15 protein-coding genes are annotated in these 19537 nt (G+C 49.8%); 9 read left to right on the top strand and 6 right to left on the bottom strand.

The annotated features are described in order from the left end of the window. Positions 1-11: 11 nt before the first annotated feature. Together ppk1 and M4J38_RS00070 are read right to left on the bottom strand one after the other, a co-directional pair. A complete protein-coding gene (gene ppk1 / locus M4J38_RS00075; RefSeq protein ID WP_251757483.1) occupies positions 12-2804 on the bottom strand; it encodes a polyphosphate kinase 1 in 2793 nt (930 codons plus the stop codon). Between the two features lie 19 nt (positions 2805-2823). Then, positions 2824-4056: a Pycsar system effector family protein gene (locus M4J38_RS00070; protein ID WP_251757482.1), complete on the bottom strand. Its 1233-nt coding sequence runs from the start codon at positions 4054-4056 to the stop codon at positions 2824-2826. A 219-nt stretch (positions 4057-4275) separates the two neighbouring features. On the opposite strand from M4J38_RS00070, the gene M4J38_RS00065 reads away from it, so the two are divergent. Continuing rightward, entirely contained in the window at positions 4276-6660 is a 2385-nt protein-coding gene (locus M4J38_RS00065; RefSeq protein ID WP_251757481.1) for a PAS domain S-box protein, read from the top strand. An 11-nt stretch (positions 6661-6671) separates the two neighbouring features. Next, the gene (locus tag M4J38_RS00060) at positions 6672-7355 is read left to right on the top strand and encodes a peptidylprolyl isomerase (RefSeq protein WP_251757480.1); all 684 of its coding nucleotides are present in this window, start codon (positions 6672-6674) and stop codon (positions 7353-7355) included. Here the strand turns inward: M4J38_RS00060 and M4J38_RS00055 are convergent. Beyond that, a complete protein-coding gene (locus M4J38_RS00055; RefSeq protein WP_251757479.1) occupies positions 7345-9012 on the bottom strand; it encodes a UxaA family hydrolase in 1668 nt (555 codons plus the stop codon). The genes M4J38_RS00060 and M4J38_RS00055 overlap by 11 nt on opposite strands. A 193-nt stretch (positions 9013-9205) precedes the next feature. Between M4J38_RS00055 and M4J38_RS00050 the strand changes: the two genes are divergently transcribed. Next, complete coding sequence (locus M4J38_RS00050) at positions 9206-10075, top strand: AraC family transcriptional regulator (RefSeq protein WP_251757478.1); 870 nt, start codon at positions 9206-9208, stop codon at positions 10073-10075. A gap of 36 nt (positions 10076-10111) precedes the next feature. Here the strand turns inward: M4J38_RS00050 and M4J38_RS00045 are convergent, their stop codons facing one another. Both M4J38_RS00045 and M4J38_RS00040 read right to left on the bottom strand, forming a co-directional pair. After that, positions 10112-10411 carry a type II toxin-antitoxin system RelE/ParE family toxin gene (locus tag M4J38_RS00045; RefSeq protein ID WP_251757477.1) on the bottom strand — a complete coding sequence of 100 codons (300 nt, stop codon included), beginning with the start codon at positions 10409-10411 and terminating at the stop codon, positions 10112-10114. Then, positions 10408-10656: an addiction module protein gene (locus M4J38_RS00040; protein WP_251757476.1), complete on the bottom strand. Its 249-nt coding sequence runs from the start codon at positions 10654-10656 to the stop codon at positions 10408-10410. Before M4J38_RS00040 ends, M4J38_RS00045 begins: the two co-directional genes overlap by 4 nt. 620 nt (positions 10657-11276) lie before the next feature. Between M4J38_RS00040 and M4J38_RS00035 the strand changes: the two genes are divergently transcribed. After that, positions 11277-11771, top strand: a complete 495-nt coding sequence (locus M4J38_RS00035; RefSeq protein WP_251757475.1) for a hypothetical protein — start codon at positions 11277-11279, stop codon at positions 11769-11771. A gap of 11 nt (positions 11772-11782) precedes the next feature. Here the strand turns inward: M4J38_RS00035 and M4J38_RS00030 are convergent, their stop codons facing one another. Beyond that, positions 11783-12466 (bottom strand): arylesterase, encoded by a 684-nt coding sequence (locus M4J38_RS00030; protein ID WP_251757474.1) that lies wholly within the window; start codon positions 12464-12466, stop codon positions 11783-11785. Positions 12467-12537: 71 nt separating this feature from the next. On the opposite strand from M4J38_RS00030, the gene M4J38_RS00025 reads away from it, so the two are divergent. The 5 genes from M4J38_RS00025 to M4J38_RS00005 all read left to right on the top strand — a co-directional run bounded on the left by M4J38_RS00025 (position 12538) and on the right by M4J38_RS00005 (position 19459). After that, positions 12538-13227, top strand: a complete 690-nt coding sequence (locus M4J38_RS00025; RefSeq protein WP_251757473.1) for an ABC transporter ATP-binding protein — start codon at positions 12538-12540, stop codon at positions 13225-13227. Continuing rightward, positions 13224-15761 carry an ABC transporter permease gene (locus M4J38_RS00020; RefSeq protein ID WP_251757472.1) on the top strand — a complete coding sequence of 846 codons (2538 nt, stop codon included), beginning with the start codon at positions 13224-13226 and terminating at the stop codon, positions 15759-15761. Before M4J38_RS00025 ends, M4J38_RS00020 begins: the two co-directional genes overlap by 4 nt. 110 nt (positions 15762-15871) lie before the next feature. Continuing rightward, on the top strand, positions 15872-18064 hold the full coding sequence (locus tag M4J38_RS00015; protein ID WP_251757471.1) for a S9 family peptidase: 2193 nt from the start codon (positions 15872-15874) through the stop codon (positions 18062-18064). A gap of 83 nt (positions 18065-18147) precedes the next feature. Then, positions 18148-18747, top strand: a complete 600-nt coding sequence (locus M4J38_RS00010; RefSeq protein WP_251757470.1) for a TetR/AcrR family transcriptional regulator — start codon at positions 18148-18150, stop codon at positions 18745-18747. 82 nt (positions 18748-18829) lie between these two features. Next, positions 18830-19459, top strand: a complete 630-nt coding sequence (locus tag M4J38_RS00005) for a nitroreductase family protein (protein WP_251757469.1) — start codon at positions 18830-18832, stop codon at positions 19457-19459. Positions 19460-19537: the final 78 nt, after the last annotated feature.

Here is a 19537-nt window from a genome sequence, read left to right as displayed (position 1 = left end):
ACCTGTTCTCTTTACTGCTTTTGTTGCTTCCAGCGGAAAAGCAGCAGGTTGGCTACTGAGATATCATCGCCTTCATTGGAAACGTACATATCGCCCGAAGACGCGAAAACCAGTCCTTCGGGCTGCCTGAAAACCGATGGTGAAAGGCGGTAGGTTTCCTTTATCTGCCAGTTCGTATCGGCCACCAGCAGCAACTTGTTCGCGGAAGCCATGATGTACCAGTTACCCGTAAGCGGATGTTTCGCCATCGCTGAAGGATGCAAAGAGAAATTCTTCTTCTTAAACTGCTCCGGTATCTGCGATTCCGCCAGTTGGAACGAACTAGTGATGATTAGTTTTCCCGCGGTATCCGCCCGCAACACATACCCTGTAACGGCGGGCTGCTTTTTATTTACTTTACAGGTTTTGCACAATACGTATATCTTGCCGTCATCTATATCCATGGCTTCATATTCACCCTTGGGAAGTATGTTTTCGTATACCTCGGGTTCCACGAAACCTGCGGAATCTGCATTCAGCGGAAAGCTGATCAGGTGACCGTTGCTTTTCAGGACCCACACCTTGTTGTCGGCGATGGAAACATCTTCGTAATCGCCGCTTTTGGCGAAGTTTACTTTGTGAGGTTTCTTCATGCCCGGTTTAAAACGGAACAGTTTTCCTTTTTCATCCTGAACGGCGTACATGCTATCTGTTCGGTCTCCGTTCAAAGCAATCCCGGATATCTCGGTTAGATCATCTGAGATAAAAAATTTTTCAGGGGCGGTAAAATCGTAGCCTTCCGGGCTTTTGTGGTCGTTCACCATACCGCAGGACACGAAAAAAAGCAACAGCAGCGCCAGCGCCATTTTGCTGAGGAGCCGGTCCCATATCGCGTATTGCGAGCGCACGAGTTTGCCGTTGGTTTCTGCCGGAAGCGGACGTGCCTTTACATTATCTTCCACCTGCAGCTGCATCATTTCCTGTAAGATTGCTTTCGCCACCGGATCATGTACCGGAAAGCATACTTCTATTCTTCTGTGGAGGTTCCTGTTCATCCAATCCGCGGAGCCGAGGAACACTTGAGTATCCCCATTGTTGTGAAAGCAGAAGATCCGGCCATGCTCCAGGAAGCGGTCCACGATCCTGCGTACCGTAATGTTTTCGCTGAGTCCGGGTACACCAGGCACCAGACAACAAATTCCGCGCACCAGCAAGTTAATTTGTACGCCTGCCTGCGCGGCTTCGTACAGCAACGCGATCATCGACCGTTCCTCCAGGTTGTTCATTTTGATGTGGATGGAAGCCGGGCGTCCTTGTTGCGCATGAGCTATTTCGCGGCGGATAAGGGCGGTGAACTGTTCTTTCAGGTTGAACCGCGCTACCAGCAGGTGCTGGAACTGAAGATCGCCGGCTTCGGAAGGTTTCTTTCCCGATACCAGGAAATGAAAAAGGCGCTGCAATTCTTCCAGCATATCTTTTCGTGCGGTGAGCAACAGGTGATCGGTATAAAAACGGGCGGTCGTTTCGTTGAGGTTACCCGTGGCGAGGAGCCCCAGCAATTGTTGCCCCTGTTCCGATTGCCGCACCACCAGCGCTATTTTGGCGTGCACTTTCAACGAAGTGCGGCTGTGCACCACTTTCACCCCGGCCTTCTTCATACGACGCGTCCAGCGGATGTTGTTGGCTTCATCGAACCGGGCTTTCAGTTCCACCATCACGAATACTTTCTTACCGTTCTTCGCGGCGGAAATAAGCGCCTGCGCGATTTTCGACTGATCGGCCACCCTGTAAAGCGTTACATACACTTCCTGCACCGAAGGATCAATAGCGGCTTCATTGAAGAAGCGCAGCACATTATCGTAGGAATGAAAAGGCGGATGGAGCAATATGTCGCGTTTTCTCACTTCGTCCAGCAAACAGGCGATTTCTTCCAAACCATCACTCACCGGCGGCATGGGTTCGTAGCGCAGATCGGGGTTGTGCACGGGCAGGGAAGCCAGGTCTTTCAGGTGGTGGTACCGCCCTCCTTTTACCAGGTTGGCGCCATTGAGCTGAAAGAACCGGATCAACATGTCCAGTTGCGCTGCCGGCATGGCCGGATCGTACAATACGCGTGTGGCGAGTCCAAAATCACGCTTCGATATTTCTTCTTCCATCCTATCCACCAGTTCTCCCTGGTAATCATCTTTCAGGTTCAGTTCCGCGTCGCGGGTGATCTTAAAACTGAACGCTTCGGCGGTGGCCGGATCCTTTGTGATAGACGGGAGGTGCATGCGCACCAGGTCATCGAGGAAAAATATATAGGTGATCCCGTTTTCTTTTATGGTCCAGAAACGCGGCAACTGGTCGGAGGGCACATTGAAGATCGTGTTCCCGGCAAGCAGGTAAAGCTTATTGTTTTCGGGGAAAAAATCTGTTCCTTCCCGCATCACAACAGGCTGGAGGAAACCGAGTACCTGCGTATAAAAATAATGCCCTGCCCTTTGCCGCACCGACTCCGGCACGGGCTTATCGTACAACAATACGTGTCCTTCCATTTCCAGTACCGGCAAGAGTTTGCGCATGATGTTGCCGAACACCTGCAATTGCCCGTCGATCTTTTCTTTCACCAAAGGCAACACATCTTCCTTTTCCGTCTCAATATGCTGGAGCGCCAGCAAAGCGGGTATTCTTACCCGGTAGAATTCATCCAGGTTGGAAGAATAGATGGAAAGGAACTGAAAACGTTCCATCAGCGGCACACCCGGGGCGTCCGCTTCTTCCAGCACCCTTTCATTAAAAGAGAGCCAACTTAAATCCCTGTTGTAAAAAATCGGTTCCTGCATTGTAATTATTTGCCATCGATCAGCGCGCCACCAGTACCGACGCCACTACAAAGGCCAGTACTGATACCACGATTCCGAACATAAACACGTTATAGCCTACCCTTAATAACTTATATTTCCTGCCCAACACTACGCCCTGCGAATAGATATCCCGGATCAGACTGCCATAAAGAAAGGCCCGATCGCCCATCACCGCTTCCATTCCTTTGGCATATTCCTGTAAGCTCATCTGGTAGAAATTCCCGAAGAAGAGCAGGTTCACCTTTCTCTCCTTAATGTCCTCTTCCGTAAAAGTTCCCGGTGGAATAGTGGGCCTGGTGGCCAGGATACTGAACACCATGGTGACCACGCAAACGAACAGCAGCAGGATCGCGGGAATGGTGAGGTGCGGGTATTCCTCCAGCTTGCGCAGCAATACCGACAACAACACGGATATGATGATGGAAGTGGTCGTGATCATGATGTGCGCCTTGTTATCGGCCATATCACTCAGGCGCTGGTGGTTGTTGGAGCTGATGCGGAACATGGTTTCGATGCCGCGGTCGGGGCGGTCCGATTTGTCTTTTTTCCCTTCGCCTTTTGTTGCTGCCGGCGGTACCATGCCCGGGGGAAGCGGTACAGGCATTTCCTCGACGGGTGCGGTCGCTTCGGCTTTGGCGGCTTCCGCTTTGGCGATCAGTTTCTTCAGGTTTGCCTGTTTTTTTTCCGCGAGGTGTGTTCTGGCGTATTCCGTATGGTATTGGTGCGTCTGGAACAATTTGATGGTTTTGTTCCGCCAGGCTTCTTTGTCGCAGTTTTTGGCGAAAAAGAACGTGCATTCTTTCCGCATCAGTTTACTTTTCTCCGGGAACTCTTCTTTGCCAAGGTGGAACAGGTCGGCATCACAAACGATCTGTTCCAGCAGGTTACCCGGATTTTGCGGCATGCGGGTGGCGAGGATGCAACCGTGTACGGCAGCGATATCTTCTTCGGGCGCGTTGTTCTCTTTTAGGAAGTCCGCGGCCATTTCCGCACCTCTTCTTTCATGGTCGGAAGGTTCCACGTAATACCCAAGGTCGTGGAACCAGGCAGCGGTATTCACCACAAACCTGTCGCGTTCACTTAACTTATAATGATCCGCCATCAACATCGCGGCGCTCACCACGCCTTCTGTGTGGGAGCGGTTGTGGTATACGAGTCGTTCATCGCGGTGCGATTGGAAAAAAGCATCTACTTTTTCCAGTAACCTGCCTGTAAGGAATGAATAATCCATTGGTAATAATTAAATCTGCCCTCCCAAACTACTATAAAGTTAGCACCTGTTAAAATATTCCGCACCCGCTTGCAAGATGCCGCTAAAAAAGCGGATCACCACTGTACAAATCTTATAAACAGATGTAAAATTCAATGATTTCATTCAGAAAACATATACCCCCGGGGTTCGATAAGTTTCCGGCACAGTTAACTATCGTATATTTGAAAAAAGCTTTTCTTGGATCCCATCACCTCCTACCAACAGGCCAATATCAGTGAAGAAAGAATGCGGTTCGCCCTGAATGCCGCGGGTATCGGCCTATGGGACCTTGATACGATCAACAATATTGTGGAATGGGACGAACGCTGCCGTCAGTTGTATGGATTTCCCCCCGACGAGGTAATCACATATGAGCAGGTGCTGCAATATACACATCCGGACGACCTGCATCGGCTGGCACAGGCCGTAACCGCCGCACTATCTCCCGGTTCCGGCGGCGATTTCGATATCCAGTTCCGCGTAATCGGTGCCAGCGATGGCGTAACACGATGGCTGCATTGTACCGGGAAAGCCTATTTCAATAAAGAAAACATCGCCCACAGGTTCTCCGGCATTGCCCGGAACATCAGCGAGGAAAAAAGAAAAGAAGATGCCCTCCGGAACGTTGAAAGGCGTTTCCAAACCGCGTTCGACCATGCGGCGCTGGGCGTGGTGGCCACGGATATGGAAGGAAGACTCCTGATGGTAAACAGAGCATTCGCCGATATGCTGGGCTACAACCAGGATGAACTCTACAATCAGGGATTCATGGAAATCACCCACCCTGAAGATGTGAAAGTAAGCCAGGAAATGGTGTCCTCCATGATCACCGGAAAAACAGAATCCGACACACTTTTCAAAAGATACATCGCCAAAAATGGTGATACGATCTGGACGAGCCTGCACACCACACTTGTAAAGGATGAGCATGGCAACAACGATTGCTTTTTCTCCATCATCCAGGACATCACGGAAGAGATCGCCTGGAAAGAAGAACAGCAACGCCTGTTGCTGCGCGTGGCGCAAAGCGAAAGCCGGTTCCGGATGATGATTGAACAGGCCCCGGTGGCCATCGCCCTGATGAAAACCGAAAAACTGATCATCGAAGCTGCAAACGATGAAATGCTGAAACTCTGGGGCGGCAAAAAAGCGGCGGCCATCATTGGCAAAACTTTTCTCCATGCCCTCCCTGAAATGAAGGGCCAGGGTTTTGACGACCTCCTGCTGAATGTTTACCGTTCCGGACAACCGCATTACGGTTACGACACGGCCGCCCGAATCATGCACAATGGGGAACTGGAACTCCGTTTTTTCAACTTTGTGTATGCGCCTGTTTCGGAAGGTCCAGGTGAAACTTCCGGCATCATCGTGATCGCCACGGATACCACCGGGCAGGTTCAGGCACGGAAAAAACTGGTGGAAAGTGAAAAAAGATTCCGCACGCTCGTGGAAGAAGCACCCGTGGCTACCGCCGTATACCTGGGAGAAGATATGGTGATAGAAACCGCCAACGACGCGATGATACAGCTCTGGGGTAAAACCAGTGATGTCATTGGTAAAAAACTGGAAGACGCGCTGCCCGAACTGGAAGGACAACCGTTTTTAGGGTTGCTACGCAACGTGTACCATACAGGTATCACCTACAAATCAGAAGATCAGTCGGCCGACCTTATCGTAGATGGAGAATTAAAAACCTTCTATTTCAACTTCACCTACAAACCGCTCAAAAACAGCAAAGGAGAAGTGTACGCCATCCTCAATATGGCGGTAGACATCACCTCCAAAAAAATGGTGGAACAGGAACTGGAGCGAAAAGTGCTGGAACGCACCGAACAACTGCACAATACCAATAAGAGCCTGGAGGAAGCCAATGCCCACCTCCTGAAATCGAACCTGGAACTGGAACAATACGCTTACGTAGTGTCCCACGACATGCAGGAACCGGCCCGAAAAATACTCACGTTTTCCGAAATGTTGGAAAGCACGCTGGGCAAGGAATTAGCACCCCGCACCCAACTTTACCTGTCGAAAGTACAGGCATCCGCGGCGAGAATGCTCACGCTGATCAAGGACCTCCTCAGTTTTTCCCATTTATCGAACGCGCAACGGAACTTTGTACCGGTAAGCCTGAACCACCTCCTAGACCAGGTTCTCATCGACCTGGAACTGCTGATAGAACAGAAAAACGCCCTGATCCAATGCGATGACCTTCCCGAAATAGAAGCCATCCCGTTACAGATCAGCCAACTGTTTTACAACCTCGTCAACAATGCGCTTAAATTCCACAGAGAAGGTGTTCCGCCCCAACTGACCATCCAATACAAACCTTTAGAGAACGGGCTTATTGAATTGCACTTCTCCGATAACGGTATCGGTTTCGAAAAGGAATACGAAGAAAAAATATTTGCGCTGTTCCAGCGCCTGCACGACAGGAGCCGGTTTGAAGGTACAGGCATCGGACTGGCACTGTGCAGAAAAGTGGTGGAGAACCACGGCGGCACCATCAACGCGAAATCCGTTTATGGACAGGGTTCCGATTTCATAGTAGTATTGCCCCTCCGGCAAACGCGTTCATCTTCCTAAACAATATGCTCATGCGAAAATCAACTGTAGTTCTCCTGCTTTGTATCGTCTTTTCCATCCTCACCACAAAGGCGCAGGAACACACCTATGTTTCCATCACCACGGCTTATGGAACCGCTATCGTAAAGCTCTACAATGAAACGCCGAACCACCGGAATAACTTTATCACCTATACGAAGAAGGGCTACTTCGATAAAACCCTGTTCCACCGCGTGATCAAAAATTTCGTGATACAAGGCGGGGATCCCGACAGTTTTTTCTTGGCCCCGCAACCAGGTTATTACACCTTCGGCGACAAAAGACTTGCCCCCGAATTTAACGACAGCATCTTCCACAAACGCGGCATCCTCGGCATGGGTCGTGATGACAACAAAGAACAGGCTTCGTTCTTCACCCAACTATACCTCGTACAAGGCAAAACCTACACCGACGCACAACTGGACCAGATAGAACAGAAATACCGCGCGGGAAAGAAGTTCCCCGCCTACCAGCGCGAACATTACAAAACCATTGGGGGCCTGCCCCACCTCGACGGCCACTATATGGTCATCGGAGAAGTGGTGAAAGGCATGGAAATGGTGGATGCCATCTCCGACCTGAAAACAGATCAAAATGACATCCCCCTTGAAAAAGTATGGATGAAAGTTAAAGTGCTGAAGAAAAAAGCGGTAAAAAAATTACTGGTTACAAGCTAACCCCTCTTTTCCACGGAATGAAATCGTCCTGACCAAGCTCCACGGCTTTCGGGATCACTTCACCGCTTGCGGCACGGATACAATATTCGAGTATCTCCTCCCCCATTTGTTCAATGTTTTTTTCTCCCTGGATCACAGCGCCGGTATCAATATCGATGATATCGGCCATTCGTTTGGCGAGCGCTGAATTGGTGGCCACTTTAATAGTAGGCGCCACGGGATTCCCGGTGGGCGTACCCAATCCGGTGGTGAACAAAATCAACGTTGCCCCGGAAGCGGCTTTGCCGGTGGTGGCCTCTACATCGTTGCCGGGTGTACACACCAGGCTGAGTCCGGGTTTGGTAGCGGGTTCGGTATAATCCAGCACATCCACTACGGGAGAACTTCCGCCTTTCCGTGCTGCTCCGGTAGACTTAATAGCATCGGTAATTAACCCATCTTTGATATTCCCCGGGGAAGGATTCATGTGAAAACCGGATCCGGCGAGTTCGGCCTGGTGGTTGTATTCCGTCATGAGGCGGATGAACTTTTCAGCCGAAGCCGCATTGGTACAACGGTCCAGCATTTCCTGTTCGGCACCGCAGAGTTCAGGGAACTCGGCCAGCAACACTTTTCCACCCAGGGCCACAAGCAGATCGGCCGCATAACCCACTGCGGGATTGGCGGAGATACCACTGAACCCATCGCTGCCCCCGCATTTCACGCCGAGGCACAAAGCGCTGAGCGGAGCCGGTGTTCTTTTGTATTGATTGATTGTGGCCAACCCGGTGAAAGTCTGCCGGATGGCATCTTTCAGCAGTTGTTCCTCACTTTCAGATTGCTGTTGCTCAAAAAACAAGATGGGCTTATCGAAAGCGGGATTTCTTTTTTTCAGATCGTTGACGAACTCCTCCGTTTGCAGGTGCTGGCAACCCAGGCTCATCACGGTGATGCCGCCCACATTGGGATGATCGGCATAAGCGGCCAGTAATGCACCTAAAGTAGCCGCATCCTGCCTTGTACCGCCGCAACCACCGGAATGGTTCAGGAACTTGATCCCGTCTACGTTAGGGAAAAGCCGTTCGTGGGCAGGAACAGCGGAAGGCTCCAGGTTGATGGACGAAACATCTTTTCCATCCCTTACCGCGGCGGCCAGTTCCTTCGCATAACGTTTATACTTATCCGTTTTCGCATAGCCGAGTTCGTTCAGCAATGCTTCCCTGATCACATCCAGGTTACGGTTCTCACAAAATACCATCGGGACAAACAACCAGTAGTTGGCCGTACCCACCCTTCCGTCGGAACGGAGGTATCCATTAAAAGTACGACCGGCAAACTTCGACACGTCGGGCTTTTTCCATTCCTTCACAAAACCGCGGTAAGCGAACGGCTCGGCGGCGTGTCTGGTATTTTCGGTGGTCATGCGTGTTCCGGCAGCCGTGAACACTGTTGTTTTGCCCACCAGCACACCATACATCCGTATTTCGCTGCCGGGTTCCATGTCGTGTTCAAACACCTTGTGCTTCGCGGGAATCACTTCTTTGAGCAACACGGCCGATGCGCCGGTATCGATGATGGTATCTTTCTGCAAATCGCTCAGCGCCACCAGCACGTTATCGGAGGGATGAATGCGCAGCCAGCTTACGGCGTTTTCCTTTGTGGTCGTGTTTTCCTTCATGGTGCTAAAATTATTCTTTCGGAACATGCAAAACAACCATTTCCGGCGCAATACCATTGCGCGGCTTTATGCTTTTCATTCAGCCGGATTAACATTGAAAAAAAATCTTCCGGAGTTGAAGGGCTTCCAAAATAATTCAGCTAAATTAGCACGTATTTGATTGTAAGATGCCAATTTCAGCCAAAATCACACAATGAGACCGCAGTTATTAAAAGTTTCACAGGGCCCGGGACACTCCTTCAGCGTACGCCGCGACCTGGTGCCGCACATCAACAACCGCTGGCATTACCATTCCGAAGTGGAACTGATCCATTTTGAACAGGGGGAAGGCACCCAGTTTATTGGCGACCATATCAGCCGGTTTGGTCCGGGTGATGTGGTGCTGGTGGGGTCCAACCTGCCGCATTACTGGCGCTTTGATGAACCCTATTTCCAGGAAGAACCCATCGCCGAAGCCGATACCCGCGTGGTGCATTTCTCCGAAAACTTCTGGGGCGAAGCGTTCCTGCACCTGCACGAGAACCAGCCCATCCGACACCTGCTGGAAAAAGCCGGCAGGGGATTGCAGGTGGAAGGTCCGGCACGGGAAGAAGTAGCGGGAATTATGATGAAGTTGTTGCAGACGGAAGGTCCAAGGCGCATTTCATTGCTGGTGGAAGCGTTGTGTATAATAGCGGAAAGCGGATCGGTAACGCCGCTCTCCTCTATCGGTTTCAAACACGATAAAGCTGAAGCCGAAGGCGATAGGATCAACGCCATTTATGAATATACCTTGCAGCATTTCAGGAAGAAGATACAGTTGGAAGAGATCGCGGAGATTGCGAACATTAGTCCGAATTCGTTTTGCAGGTATTTTAAATCGAAGACGCGGAAAACGTATTCACAATTTATTATAGAGATACGGGTGGGCCATGCGTGTAAGCTGCTTATTGAGAATAACCTTAGTATAAAGCAGTTGTGTTATGAGAGTGGGTTCAATAATTTTACGAGTTTTCATAAGTATTTCAAGCAGATAACGGGGAAGAGTCCGTTGGCGTATCAGAAGGCGTTTAATGAGGGGTGAGGGGGGATTGCCATCTGATTCACAACACAAGAGGCATCATCTTTTGTACTTTAAGCGCGGATTTCTGCTGAAGTGAAAAATATATGATACAAAAACGATCCTATCTTTCTTGAATACTTCATAAACAATCACATAAGGAAAAGTATCCATGGTAGTTTCCCGAAATGATTTCCTTTTCTTTGGGTACCGTTCAGGGTCATCCGCAATCTGATGTAATCTTTTATTCAGCAAAGTCAGAAAGCGTTCTCCCAAACCTTCAGAGCGATCTTCATACCAATGATATGCATCCGCCAATTCTTCGGAGGCTTCATCGTGCAGTAAAATCTGGTAGCTCATTTTCTCTTACCGGTTTTCGAAGCCAGAATTTTCATCTTTGTATCTTCCCAGCTTACCCCTTGAACCCTTCCTGTTTTATAATCTTCAGAACGACGATCCAAATCAGCCACAAAATCTTTATCATTCCAATAATCGTAAGCTACTTCAATTTCATCTTCCAGCATAGTATATATAGCTTTCACTTTGCGCATGTCCGCCACACGGATATAATCGTATAATTTTTGCCGGATATTTGCAGTTGCCATAATATTAACAGTTTCAACAAATTTAATGTTTTAGTTTGAAACATGCCATAGTTGTCATGAATGAAAAAATGCAGAAACCCTCCTCAAAACCTGTATTTTTAAGGAATATTCGTGGATTTAACACTGCCCAAGATAGCATGATTATTTACTGGTGCCGTAGAATCAAATTCTATTAAAACAGGAACATTGGAGCAGATATCACCTCTTTTTGATTTATCAAATTTTACAGACCCGGAATAGCGTTGTCCTTTGTATTCAAATTCATAGTACAGGTCATGCATTGAACTTCTATAATTTTTATTGAACTTCTATAATTTTTACGGCATTACACGGTAAGCCCCATCACAGTTCCGCGGTTCAATAACAATTCCGTCCTTTCAATTCTTCTTCTGCGCTCAATAAAAAAAACGACTACTCCAAATAACAACAATACAGTAATTTCAAATATTGGAAGTTTACTTCTTTTAGCAATGCTCATTATCTTCTATTTATGAATTGCTCATCCTGATTATCATGAACAAACTTATCCTTTTTAAAACCGACTCCAAAAAGCACTTCTAACTTCCTTCGGAGGTTAATTTTCCCTACCTTCGCACCTCAACCAAGCAACCACCCTTCGCATGAAACCCAACGCGTTGCCACCCACTGCACTCCGCGGAAAAATCATCTTACTGTTTCTGCTGGGCCTTCAGTATTTCCTGCTGCTGCGTGGTACCATGAAATCAGCCTTCGATTATACCTTCTGCGAAATATGCCCTACAGATTACCTGCTGATCGCTGATTGGATATCACTGCTATACCTACCCGCTATTTATTACCAGTTGTACAAACGCCGCTGGTGGGGCTGGATGCTGCTGGTCATCAACAACATACTTTTTGTTACCGTTAACATCGCGCAAACGAAAATACATTCGCCGCACTATCCTTTTCAAACGGAGATGGATATAACGTTCCTGCTGCCCCCTATCGTGAAAACACTGGTGGTGCTGTTCCTTTTTAACGGGAACGCATGTCGTTTTTTCAACATAAGTAAAGGCGTTTTTTTCCGTACCGTATTGGCCGGATTAATACTCGCTGCGGGCACCTGGTTATGGTTGCAACATCATGCAGTCTGAATGAAGCCGGATTAAAGCAGTTCCTTCAACACTTTCCATACATTTTCCGCCAGTATCAGATGTCCTTCCGCGGTGGGATGAATGCCATCGCCCTGGTTGAGCTCCGGGATACCGCCCACGCCTTCGAGGAGGAAGGGCACCAGCGCGGCCTTGTTTTTTTCCGCCAGTTCACCATACAAAGAACGGAAGCGGTCACTGTAGGCTTTTCCCATATTAGGCGGCACCTGCATGCCCGCAAGTACAATCTTTGCTGTGGGATATGCCGCTTTCACCTTATCGATAATGGATTGAAGGTTCCTCACCGTTTCATCCAGCGGTATACCGCGCAATCCATCGTTGGCGCCCAGTTCAAGTACAAATATTTCCACCGGCTGTTTGAGTATCCATTCTACACGCGTATTGCCTCCCGCCGATGTTTCTCCGCTTAGCCCGTCGTTCACGGCCAGGTAAGGCAGCTTTAAAGAATCGATCCGCTGCTGGATCAGGGCCGGAAAGGCCTGTGAGGGATCAAGCCCATAGCCCGCGGTAAGGCTGTTTCCAAAAAATACAATATGTTTTACTTCTCCCAGCAACTGCACTTCAGCGGCACCTGCAGAATCTTTTTCTGAAACTTTAGCGTCGGGAACATTGTTGTTACCACATGCCACCCATAAAAAAACGGCCATAAAAAAGCTGATCCATCGTAGATTTAACATATACCACGTTTAAAGTTGACTGCCTGTTTGTACATTTAAAATTACCAAAAACATACCACGCCCTTCGAAATATGAACCAGATACTTTCCGTCAACAACCTTACCAAGCAATACCGTAGCGCCGAACGCGAACTAACGGTGCTCCACAACATCAGTTTTTCCATTGATGCCGGCGGAACCGCGGCCATCATCGGTCCATCGGGTAGCGGCAAGACCACATTACTGGGTCTCTGCGCCGGACTGGACCGCGCCAGCGAAGGAACCGTTGTATTGAACGGCATTACATTAAATGAACTTGGCGAAGACGAAAGGGCCGCCATCCGGAACCGGCACGTGGGATTCATTTTCCAGAACTTCCAGTTGCTCCCCACCTTAACCGCACTGGAAAATGTGATGGTGCCTATGGAACTGCGTGGTGAAAACAACAGCCGGAAACAGGCGGAATCCCTCTTACAGAAAGTGGGACTGGCCGAACGCATCCACCACTACCCTTCCCAGCTTTCCGGAGGCGAACAACAGCGGGTGTGCATCGCACGGGCCTTCTCCACCCAACCGGCCATTCTTTTTGCCGATGAACCCACAGGCAACCTGGACGCTGAAACCAGCGCCCGCATCATCGAACTGCTTTTTAACCTGAACAAAGAAGCCGGCACCACCCTCGTGATCGTGACCCACGACCCGGAACTGGCCGCCCTTACCCAACGCATCATAAGGCTGAAAGGCGGGCACCTTATTTCAGATGAACCAACTTTAAAGCCATGAGTAAAACCCCACTCAACATAAGCTGGCTCTGGAAAATGGCGCTTCGCGACAGCAGAAGAAGCCGATCCCGCCTGCTGCTTTTTATGAGCGCCATCGTATTGGGCGTGGCCGCACTGGTTTCCATCTTCTCCCTCGGCGATAATGTACAAAAAGACCTGGATGCCCAGGCCAAAGAACTTGCCGGCGCCGACCTGATCGTGGAGACCAACAGACCGCCCTCCGCCTCCACCCTTCAGTTCCTGGACAGTATAGGTGCACAACGCGCAAGGGAAGCCAGTTTCGCCTCGATGGTGTATTTCACAAAATCGAAAGGCACCAGGCTCGTCCAGGTGCGCGCACTGGAAGAAGGCTATCCTTTTTACGGCAGCTTTCAAACATCACCCGTAAACGCTGGAAAAACATTCCGGAAAAAACAATCGGCGCTGGTGGATCAAACGCTGCTGCTTCAGTTCAACGCGAAACCCGGCGATACCATCCAGGTGGGCAATCTGTTTTTCGAAATCGCGGGCGCGCTGGAACAGGCGCCGGGCAGAACGGGACTCTCCACCACCGTGGCACCGCCCGTTTATATTCCCTACGAATACCTGGAAGCAACAGGACTGCTTCAGAAAGGAAGCAGGGTGAGTTACAACTTCTACTTCCGGTTCAATGGTAACAGTCTGGCGCAACAACTTCCAGCACTGGAACCACGTTTCGAAAAAGAAGGACTTGATTTTGAAACTTCCGACTCCCGCAAAGCGGAAACGGCAAGGGAGTTCAACGACCTCTCCTCGTTTCTGACACTCATCAGCTTTATTGCATTGTTGCTGGGCTGCATTGGCGTGGCCAGTTCCATTCATATTTACATGCGGGAGAAAATCGCCTCCATCGCTATACTAAGATGTCTTGGAGCCAGCGGCCAGCAAACTTTCCTCATTTTCCTGCTTCAGGTAGCTGTTATTGGCCTGGCCGGAGCACTCGCCGGTTGCGCATTGGGCACGATCGTTCAACAAGGACTTCCTTACCTGTTAAAAGATATTCTTCCGTTGCAACTCACCACGGCCATTTCATGGCCGGCCATCGGCAAAGGCTTGCTTACCGGGCTTTTCATTTCACTGTTGTTCGGCATTATGCCTTTACTTTCTATCCGTAATATCTCCCCGCTTTATACCCTGCGGATTTCCACTGAAGCGCAACCAGGCTGGCGCGATCCCCTGAGGTGGCTGCTTTACTTGCTGATCTTCGTTTTCATTACCGTGTTCACCTGGTGGCAAACCGGTAATAGCACCAGCGCTTTGCTGTTCACTACTGGTATACTGGTTGCGTTCCTGCTGCTCGTGGCGCTTGCCTGGTTGCTGCGCGCGGCCGTAAAACGTTTCCTGCCCCATCAACTCGCTTATGTATGGCGACAGGGTTTCGCCAATCTATACCGTCCGAATAACCAGACCCTGATCCTGGTAGTCACCATCGGACTGGGAACAGCGTTCATCGGTACACTTTACTTCGTGCAGCATATACTCGTGAACAGAGTAGCGCTTTCTTCCAGCGGCAAACAACCGAACATTGTACTTTTCGACATACAGCCTTCCCAACGGGAAGCTATAGCCGATCTTGCGCAAAATTTCCGGTTGCCCGTACAACAACAGGTGCCCATCGTAACCATGCGGGTGGAAACGGTAAATGGGAAAAACGCCCTTCAGGCAAAGAACGATACCGCAGTTGGTACGCCCGCACGGGCTTTTGAAGGTGAACTCCGGGTAACCTACCGCGATACGCTCACCGATTCTGAAAAACTACTGGAAGGAAAAATGGGTACCACAGTGAAAGGTCCCAACGATCCTGTATTGGTGTCTTTAGAGGACCGCTACGCGAAAAGACTTCGGGTATCGGTTGGCGATAGCATCACCTTCAACGTGCAGGGCATGCTGGTAAAAACGATCGTGGGCAGTATCCGCCAGGTGAACTGGCAACGGGTGCAAACCAATTTCAGGGCCATCTTCCCGCCCGGTGTGCTGGAAGCCGCGCCGCAGTTCCATGTACTCATCAGCCGGGTGCCTTCACGGGAAGTATCCGCTAAATTCCAGCAGGCGGTGGTGGCCAGGTTTCCCAACGTATCCATCATTGACCTGAACCTGATCCTCGAAGTACTGGATGAAGTATTGGGAAAGATAGGTTTCGTGGTGCGCTTCATGGCGGCATTCAGCATACTCACCGGCCTGATTGTACTGATCGCATCCGTATTCATCAGCAAATACCAGCGGGTACAGGAAAGTGTATTGCTCCGTACATTGGGCGCGAGCCGGAAACAGATCGGACAGATCACCGCGCTCGAATACTTTTTCCTCGGCGCACTGGCAGCGGCCACGGGACTGGCATTGGCAGCAGCGGCCAGTTGGGCCCTGGCGGTATATATGTTCGACGCGCCCTTCTCCCCTTCCATCCTTCCGGTACTTGTTATATTCTTTAGTATATCGGGGTTAACGGTACTTATTGGTTGGCTGAACAGCAGGGACGTGGTGCGCAAACCACCGCTGGAAGTGCTAAGGAGGGAATAATCGTAAAAAACAGGTGAATATTGGTGAATCCGCCTGTCGCCTTCCTGCCTACTTTTCTCCCTTCAATTTTTTACACGAATACATTACGTTATCCCAGAAATCCATCATTGATGCGCAAGAATATATTCCCTGTATTGCATTTGATTTTATTGCTCGCCTGTTTTGTTCAGAAAGGCATGTCCCAACCCGGCGAACGCGCCTGGACCAAAGATGGCAGCGGCTTCTGGTCGCTGGAGCTCGCCGGTTTTCAACGCACCAAACTCCCTGAAAATAAGAAAGAACTGGTAGTGCCCGCTGAATGGTATAAACCCGAAGGCGCTGGCGGCCCCATGCAAATCGCCAACTTTTCCTGGGACAGCAGCGAAACACAAATGCTCCTGTTCACCAACACGCGCAGGGTTTGGCGCTACAATACCCGCGGCGATTACTGGCTGCTGGATACCCGTACCAAAGCGCTGAAAAAACTGGGCGGCACATTGCCCTCCGCTTCACTCATGTTCGCGAAGTTCTCTCCCGACGGGAAAAAAGTAGCGTATGTAAGCAATTACAATATTTATGTGGAAGACATTGCCAGCGGAAAAATAACGCCGCTCACAAAAGACGGGAACAGAAGGAACATTTACGGCACTTTCGATTGGGTATATGAAGAAGAGTTTGGTTGCAGAGACGGCTTCCGATGGAGCCCCGATGGAACATCTATCGCCTTCTGGCATTCCGATGCCGAAGGCACCCGCGATTTTCTGATGATCAACAATACCGATTCCATCTATTCCTATACTATCCCTGTTGAATACCCGAAAACAGGAGAATCACCATCGGCCGTTAAAGCAGGTGTGGTTTCCATTGCAAGCGGCAACATCACCTGGCTGCAGTTGCCCGGCCATTCCAGGGAGCATTACCTGCCCCGCATGGAGTGGATCCCCGGTACAAAACAACTCATCCTTCAGCAACTCAACCGCAAACAGCAGGAGAGTATTTTGTTTACCGCTGATGCTGAAAAGGGCACCACAAAAGCCATTCATAAAGAAACAGATAACGCCTGGATAGATGTAAAGTCTACCTGGGGCGGCAATATCGCCGGCTGGGACTGGCTGAATAATGGGAAGGAATTTGTTTGGGTAAGCGAAAAGGATGGCTGGCGCCATGCATTTCGAATGAGCCTTGATGGAAAAAAAGAACAACTGCTTACGAAAGGTGCTTACGATCTGGAAAATATCATCCGCATCGATGAAAAAAACAACAGGCTCTATTTTACCGCATCGCCTGAAAACGCGACACAAAAGTACCTGTATGTTTGTACGCTTGATGGAAAAGGAAGCCCGAAACGACTTACACCCGCTCAACTTGCCGGCACCAACAGTTACGAAATAACGCCGGATGGCAGGTTTGCCTTCCACCGCTTCTCCAGCCACCAGGGCATGATTTCACCCGAATGGCTATTCCTTCCTTCACACCAAACGCTTTCCGGCAAAAACCAGGAAGAAGCTTTCGCCGCGGCGAGTTCTAAAACAAGTCTAACCAAATTCTTCCAGGTCACTACCGAAGACGGCGTAACCCTTGATGGCTGGATGGTGATGCCGGACAATTTCGACTCCACACTGAAATACCCCGTTGTATTCCATGTTTACGGCGAACCCGCGGCCACCACAGTGAACGACCAACTGGGCGCGGGCTCCAACCGTTTGTACAAAGGAAACATGAGCGCCGACGGGTACATCTACATCTCACTGGACAACCGCGGCACCCCAGCGCCCAAAGGGCGCGAATGGCGGAAAAGCATTTACCGGAAAGTAGGTGTTATCAACGCACGCGACCAGGCCATGGCCGCGAAACAAATCATGAAATGGTCCTTCGTCGACCCCACGCGGATCGCCGTATGGGGCTGGAGCGGCGGCGGTTCCATGACCCTTAACCTGCTGTTTCGTTACCCTGAAATCTATACCACCGGTATCGCCATTGCAGCGGTGGCCAACCAACTGACCTACGATAATATCTACCAGGAAAGATATATGGGACTGCCGCAGGAAAACCGCGCTGATTTCCTGGAAGGATCCCCGGTAACTTATGCTAAAAACCTGAAAGGTAACCTGCTGTACATCCACGGAACCGGCGACGATAACGTGCACTACCAGAATGCGGAACTGCTCATCAACGAACTCATCAAACACAACAAACAATTCAGCCTTATGAGTTATCCCAACCGCTCGCACAGCATCAGCGAAGGGGAAGGCACCAATGAACACCTGCGTACACTTTATACCGAATACCTTAAAAAACATTGTCCGCCGGGTGGCAGAAAATAGCCCTCCACTTATAAAAAAAGGTTAAAGCGCTTGGCGTTCTGAAAAAAGTCCTACATTTGCCTAACACTGTTAGAAAAAATACAATGGGCATTTCAGAACGTAAACTCAGGCAAAAGCAGGAACTCCGCCAGAACATACTGGTAGAGGCACGCCGGCTGATGAAGGAGGAAGGCTGCGCGGCCATTTCCATCCGGAAGATAGCCGATGCTATTGAGTACAGTGCCCCCGTGGTGTACGAACATTTCGAAAACAAGGATGCCCTGCTGAAAGAATTTGTGAAAGAAGGATTCGGCATGCTGGCGGAATATGTGGGGAAAGCCGCGGATGAAATGGAATACCCTTCGGCACAGCTGGAGGCCATTGGCCAGGCTTACTGGAACTTCGCTTTCGAGCACAAAGAGCATTACCAGCTGATGTTTGGCCTGGGGATGCCTTCCTGTGAAACCGTGCGCGAGGTGGAAGAAGTGCAACGCTTTACCAGTGTACTTTATGCGCCACTCACCACTATCCTGGAGCAACATGGCAAAAAGGAAAACGCGGTCTTAAAACTGCATTCCTACTGGTCGATGTTGCATGGCCTGGTCTCCATTAACCTGATGAGTACTGATGCCTCCAAACAGGAAATGAATCAACTGGTATTGAAAGACATGATCTCCGTTTTTATAAAAGGACTGGGAGGCTGACTTTGTAGTCACTTTTTTTTGGCCCCAAAAAATAACACTGTTAGAAATTATACATTATAAATAAATATTAACACTATCAATCATGAGTATTCTGAACGCACTGCAATGGCGCTATGCCACCAAAAGAATGAACGGCCAGGCTGTTCCTGAAGAAAAAGTAAACGCTATTCTCGAAGCAACGAGATTAAGTCCATCCTCGCTCGGACTTCAGCCCTATACGATCCTGGTGATCACGGATCCTGAATTAAAAAAGAAGATTCAGCCCATCGCTTACAACCAGCCGCAGATCGTGGAATCGTCTCACCTGCTGGTATTCGCCGCCTGGGAAAAAATAGCCGATTTCCAGGTAGATGCCTATATCGGGCAGATAGCGGAAGAAAGAGGATTGACTTTGGAAGCACTGGATGGGTTTAAGTCGATGATCACCGGTGCCACCTCCGGCAAAGACCCCGAACAAAGCTTCCAATGGAACGCGCGCCAGGCTTATATCGCGTTCGGAACCGCCATCGTAGCCGCGGCCGAACAAGGTGTTGACGCCACGCCGATGGAAGGCTTCAACGGACCGGAGCTGGATGTATTGCTGGGGTTGAAAGAGAAAGGATTGCGCGCGGTTACTTTACTGCCACTCGGTTACAGGGATGCAGCACAAGATGCCTTGGCTTCGGCGCCTAAGGTGCGGAGGAAACGCGAGGAGTTGTTTGTGGAGTTATAGTTTTTTTCGTGTCACGCAAAGATTCTGTGTTATTGCGGAACTTTTATTTTCTTAATTTTAGATTTCTAAAGCGGCTTT

It is taken from the genome of Parasegetibacter sp. NRK P23 (assembly GCF_023721715.1).
Classification (GTDB): Bacteria; Bacteroidota; Bacteroidia; order Chitinophagales; family Chitinophagaceae; genus Parasegetibacter.
This window is presented reverse-complemented; position numbering and strand designations above follow the sequence as displayed.

What these genes read in the sequence shown, in the direction of transcription:
- ppk1 (WP_251757483.1), bottom strand. Translation starts at nt 2,804, where the DNA reads ATGCAGGAACCGATTTTTTACAACAGGGATTTAAGTTGGCTCTCTTTT.
- M4J38_RS00070 (WP_251757482.1), bottom strand. Translation starts at nt 4,056, where the DNA reads ATGGATTATTCATTCCTTACAGGCAGGTTACTGGAAAAAGTAGATGCT.
- M4J38_RS00060 (WP_251757480.1), top strand. Translation starts at nt 6,672, where the DNA reads ATGCGAAAATCAACTGTAGTTCTCCTGCTTTGTATCGTCTTTTCCATC.
- M4J38_RS00055 (WP_251757479.1), bottom strand. Translation starts at nt 9,012, where the DNA reads ATGAAGGAAAACACGACCACAAAGGAAAACGCCGTAAGCTGGCTGCGC.
- M4J38_RS00050 (WP_251757478.1), top strand. Translation starts at nt 9,206, where the DNA reads ATGAGACCGCAGTTATTAAAAGTTTCACAGGGCCCGGGACACTCCTTC.
- M4J38_RS00045 (WP_251757477.1), bottom strand. Translation starts at nt 10,411, where the DNA reads ATGAGCTACCAGATTTTACTGCACGATGAAGCCTCCGAAGAATTGGCG.
- M4J38_RS00040 (WP_251757476.1), bottom strand. Translation starts at nt 10,656, where the DNA reads ATGGCAACTGCAAATATCCGGCAAAAATTATACGATTATATCCGTGTG.
- M4J38_RS00035 (WP_251757475.1), top strand. Translation starts at nt 11,277, where the DNA reads ATGAAACCCAACGCGTTGCCACCCACTGCACTCCGCGGAAAAATCATC.
- M4J38_RS00030 (WP_251757474.1), bottom strand. Translation starts at nt 12,466, where the DNA reads ATGTTAAATCTACGATGGATCAGCTTTTTTATGGCCGTTTTTTTATGG.
- M4J38_RS00025 (WP_251757473.1), top strand. Translation starts at nt 12,538, where the DNA reads ATGAACCAGATACTTTCCGTCAACAACCTTACCAAGCAATACCGTAGC.
- M4J38_RS00020 (WP_251757472.1), top strand. Translation starts at nt 13,224, where the DNA reads ATGAGTAAAACCCCACTCAACATAAGCTGGCTCTGGAAAATGGCGCTT.
- M4J38_RS00015 (WP_251757471.1), top strand. Translation starts at nt 15,872, where the DNA reads ATGCGCAAGAATATATTCCCTGTATTGCATTTGATTTTATTGCTCGCC.
- M4J38_RS00010 (WP_251757470.1), top strand. Translation starts at nt 18,148, where the DNA reads ATGGGCATTTCAGAACGTAAACTCAGGCAAAAGCAGGAACTCCGCCAG.
- M4J38_RS00005 (WP_251757469.1), top strand. Translation starts at nt 18,830, where the DNA reads ATGAGTATTCTGAACGCACTGCAATGGCGCTATGCCACCAAAAGAATG.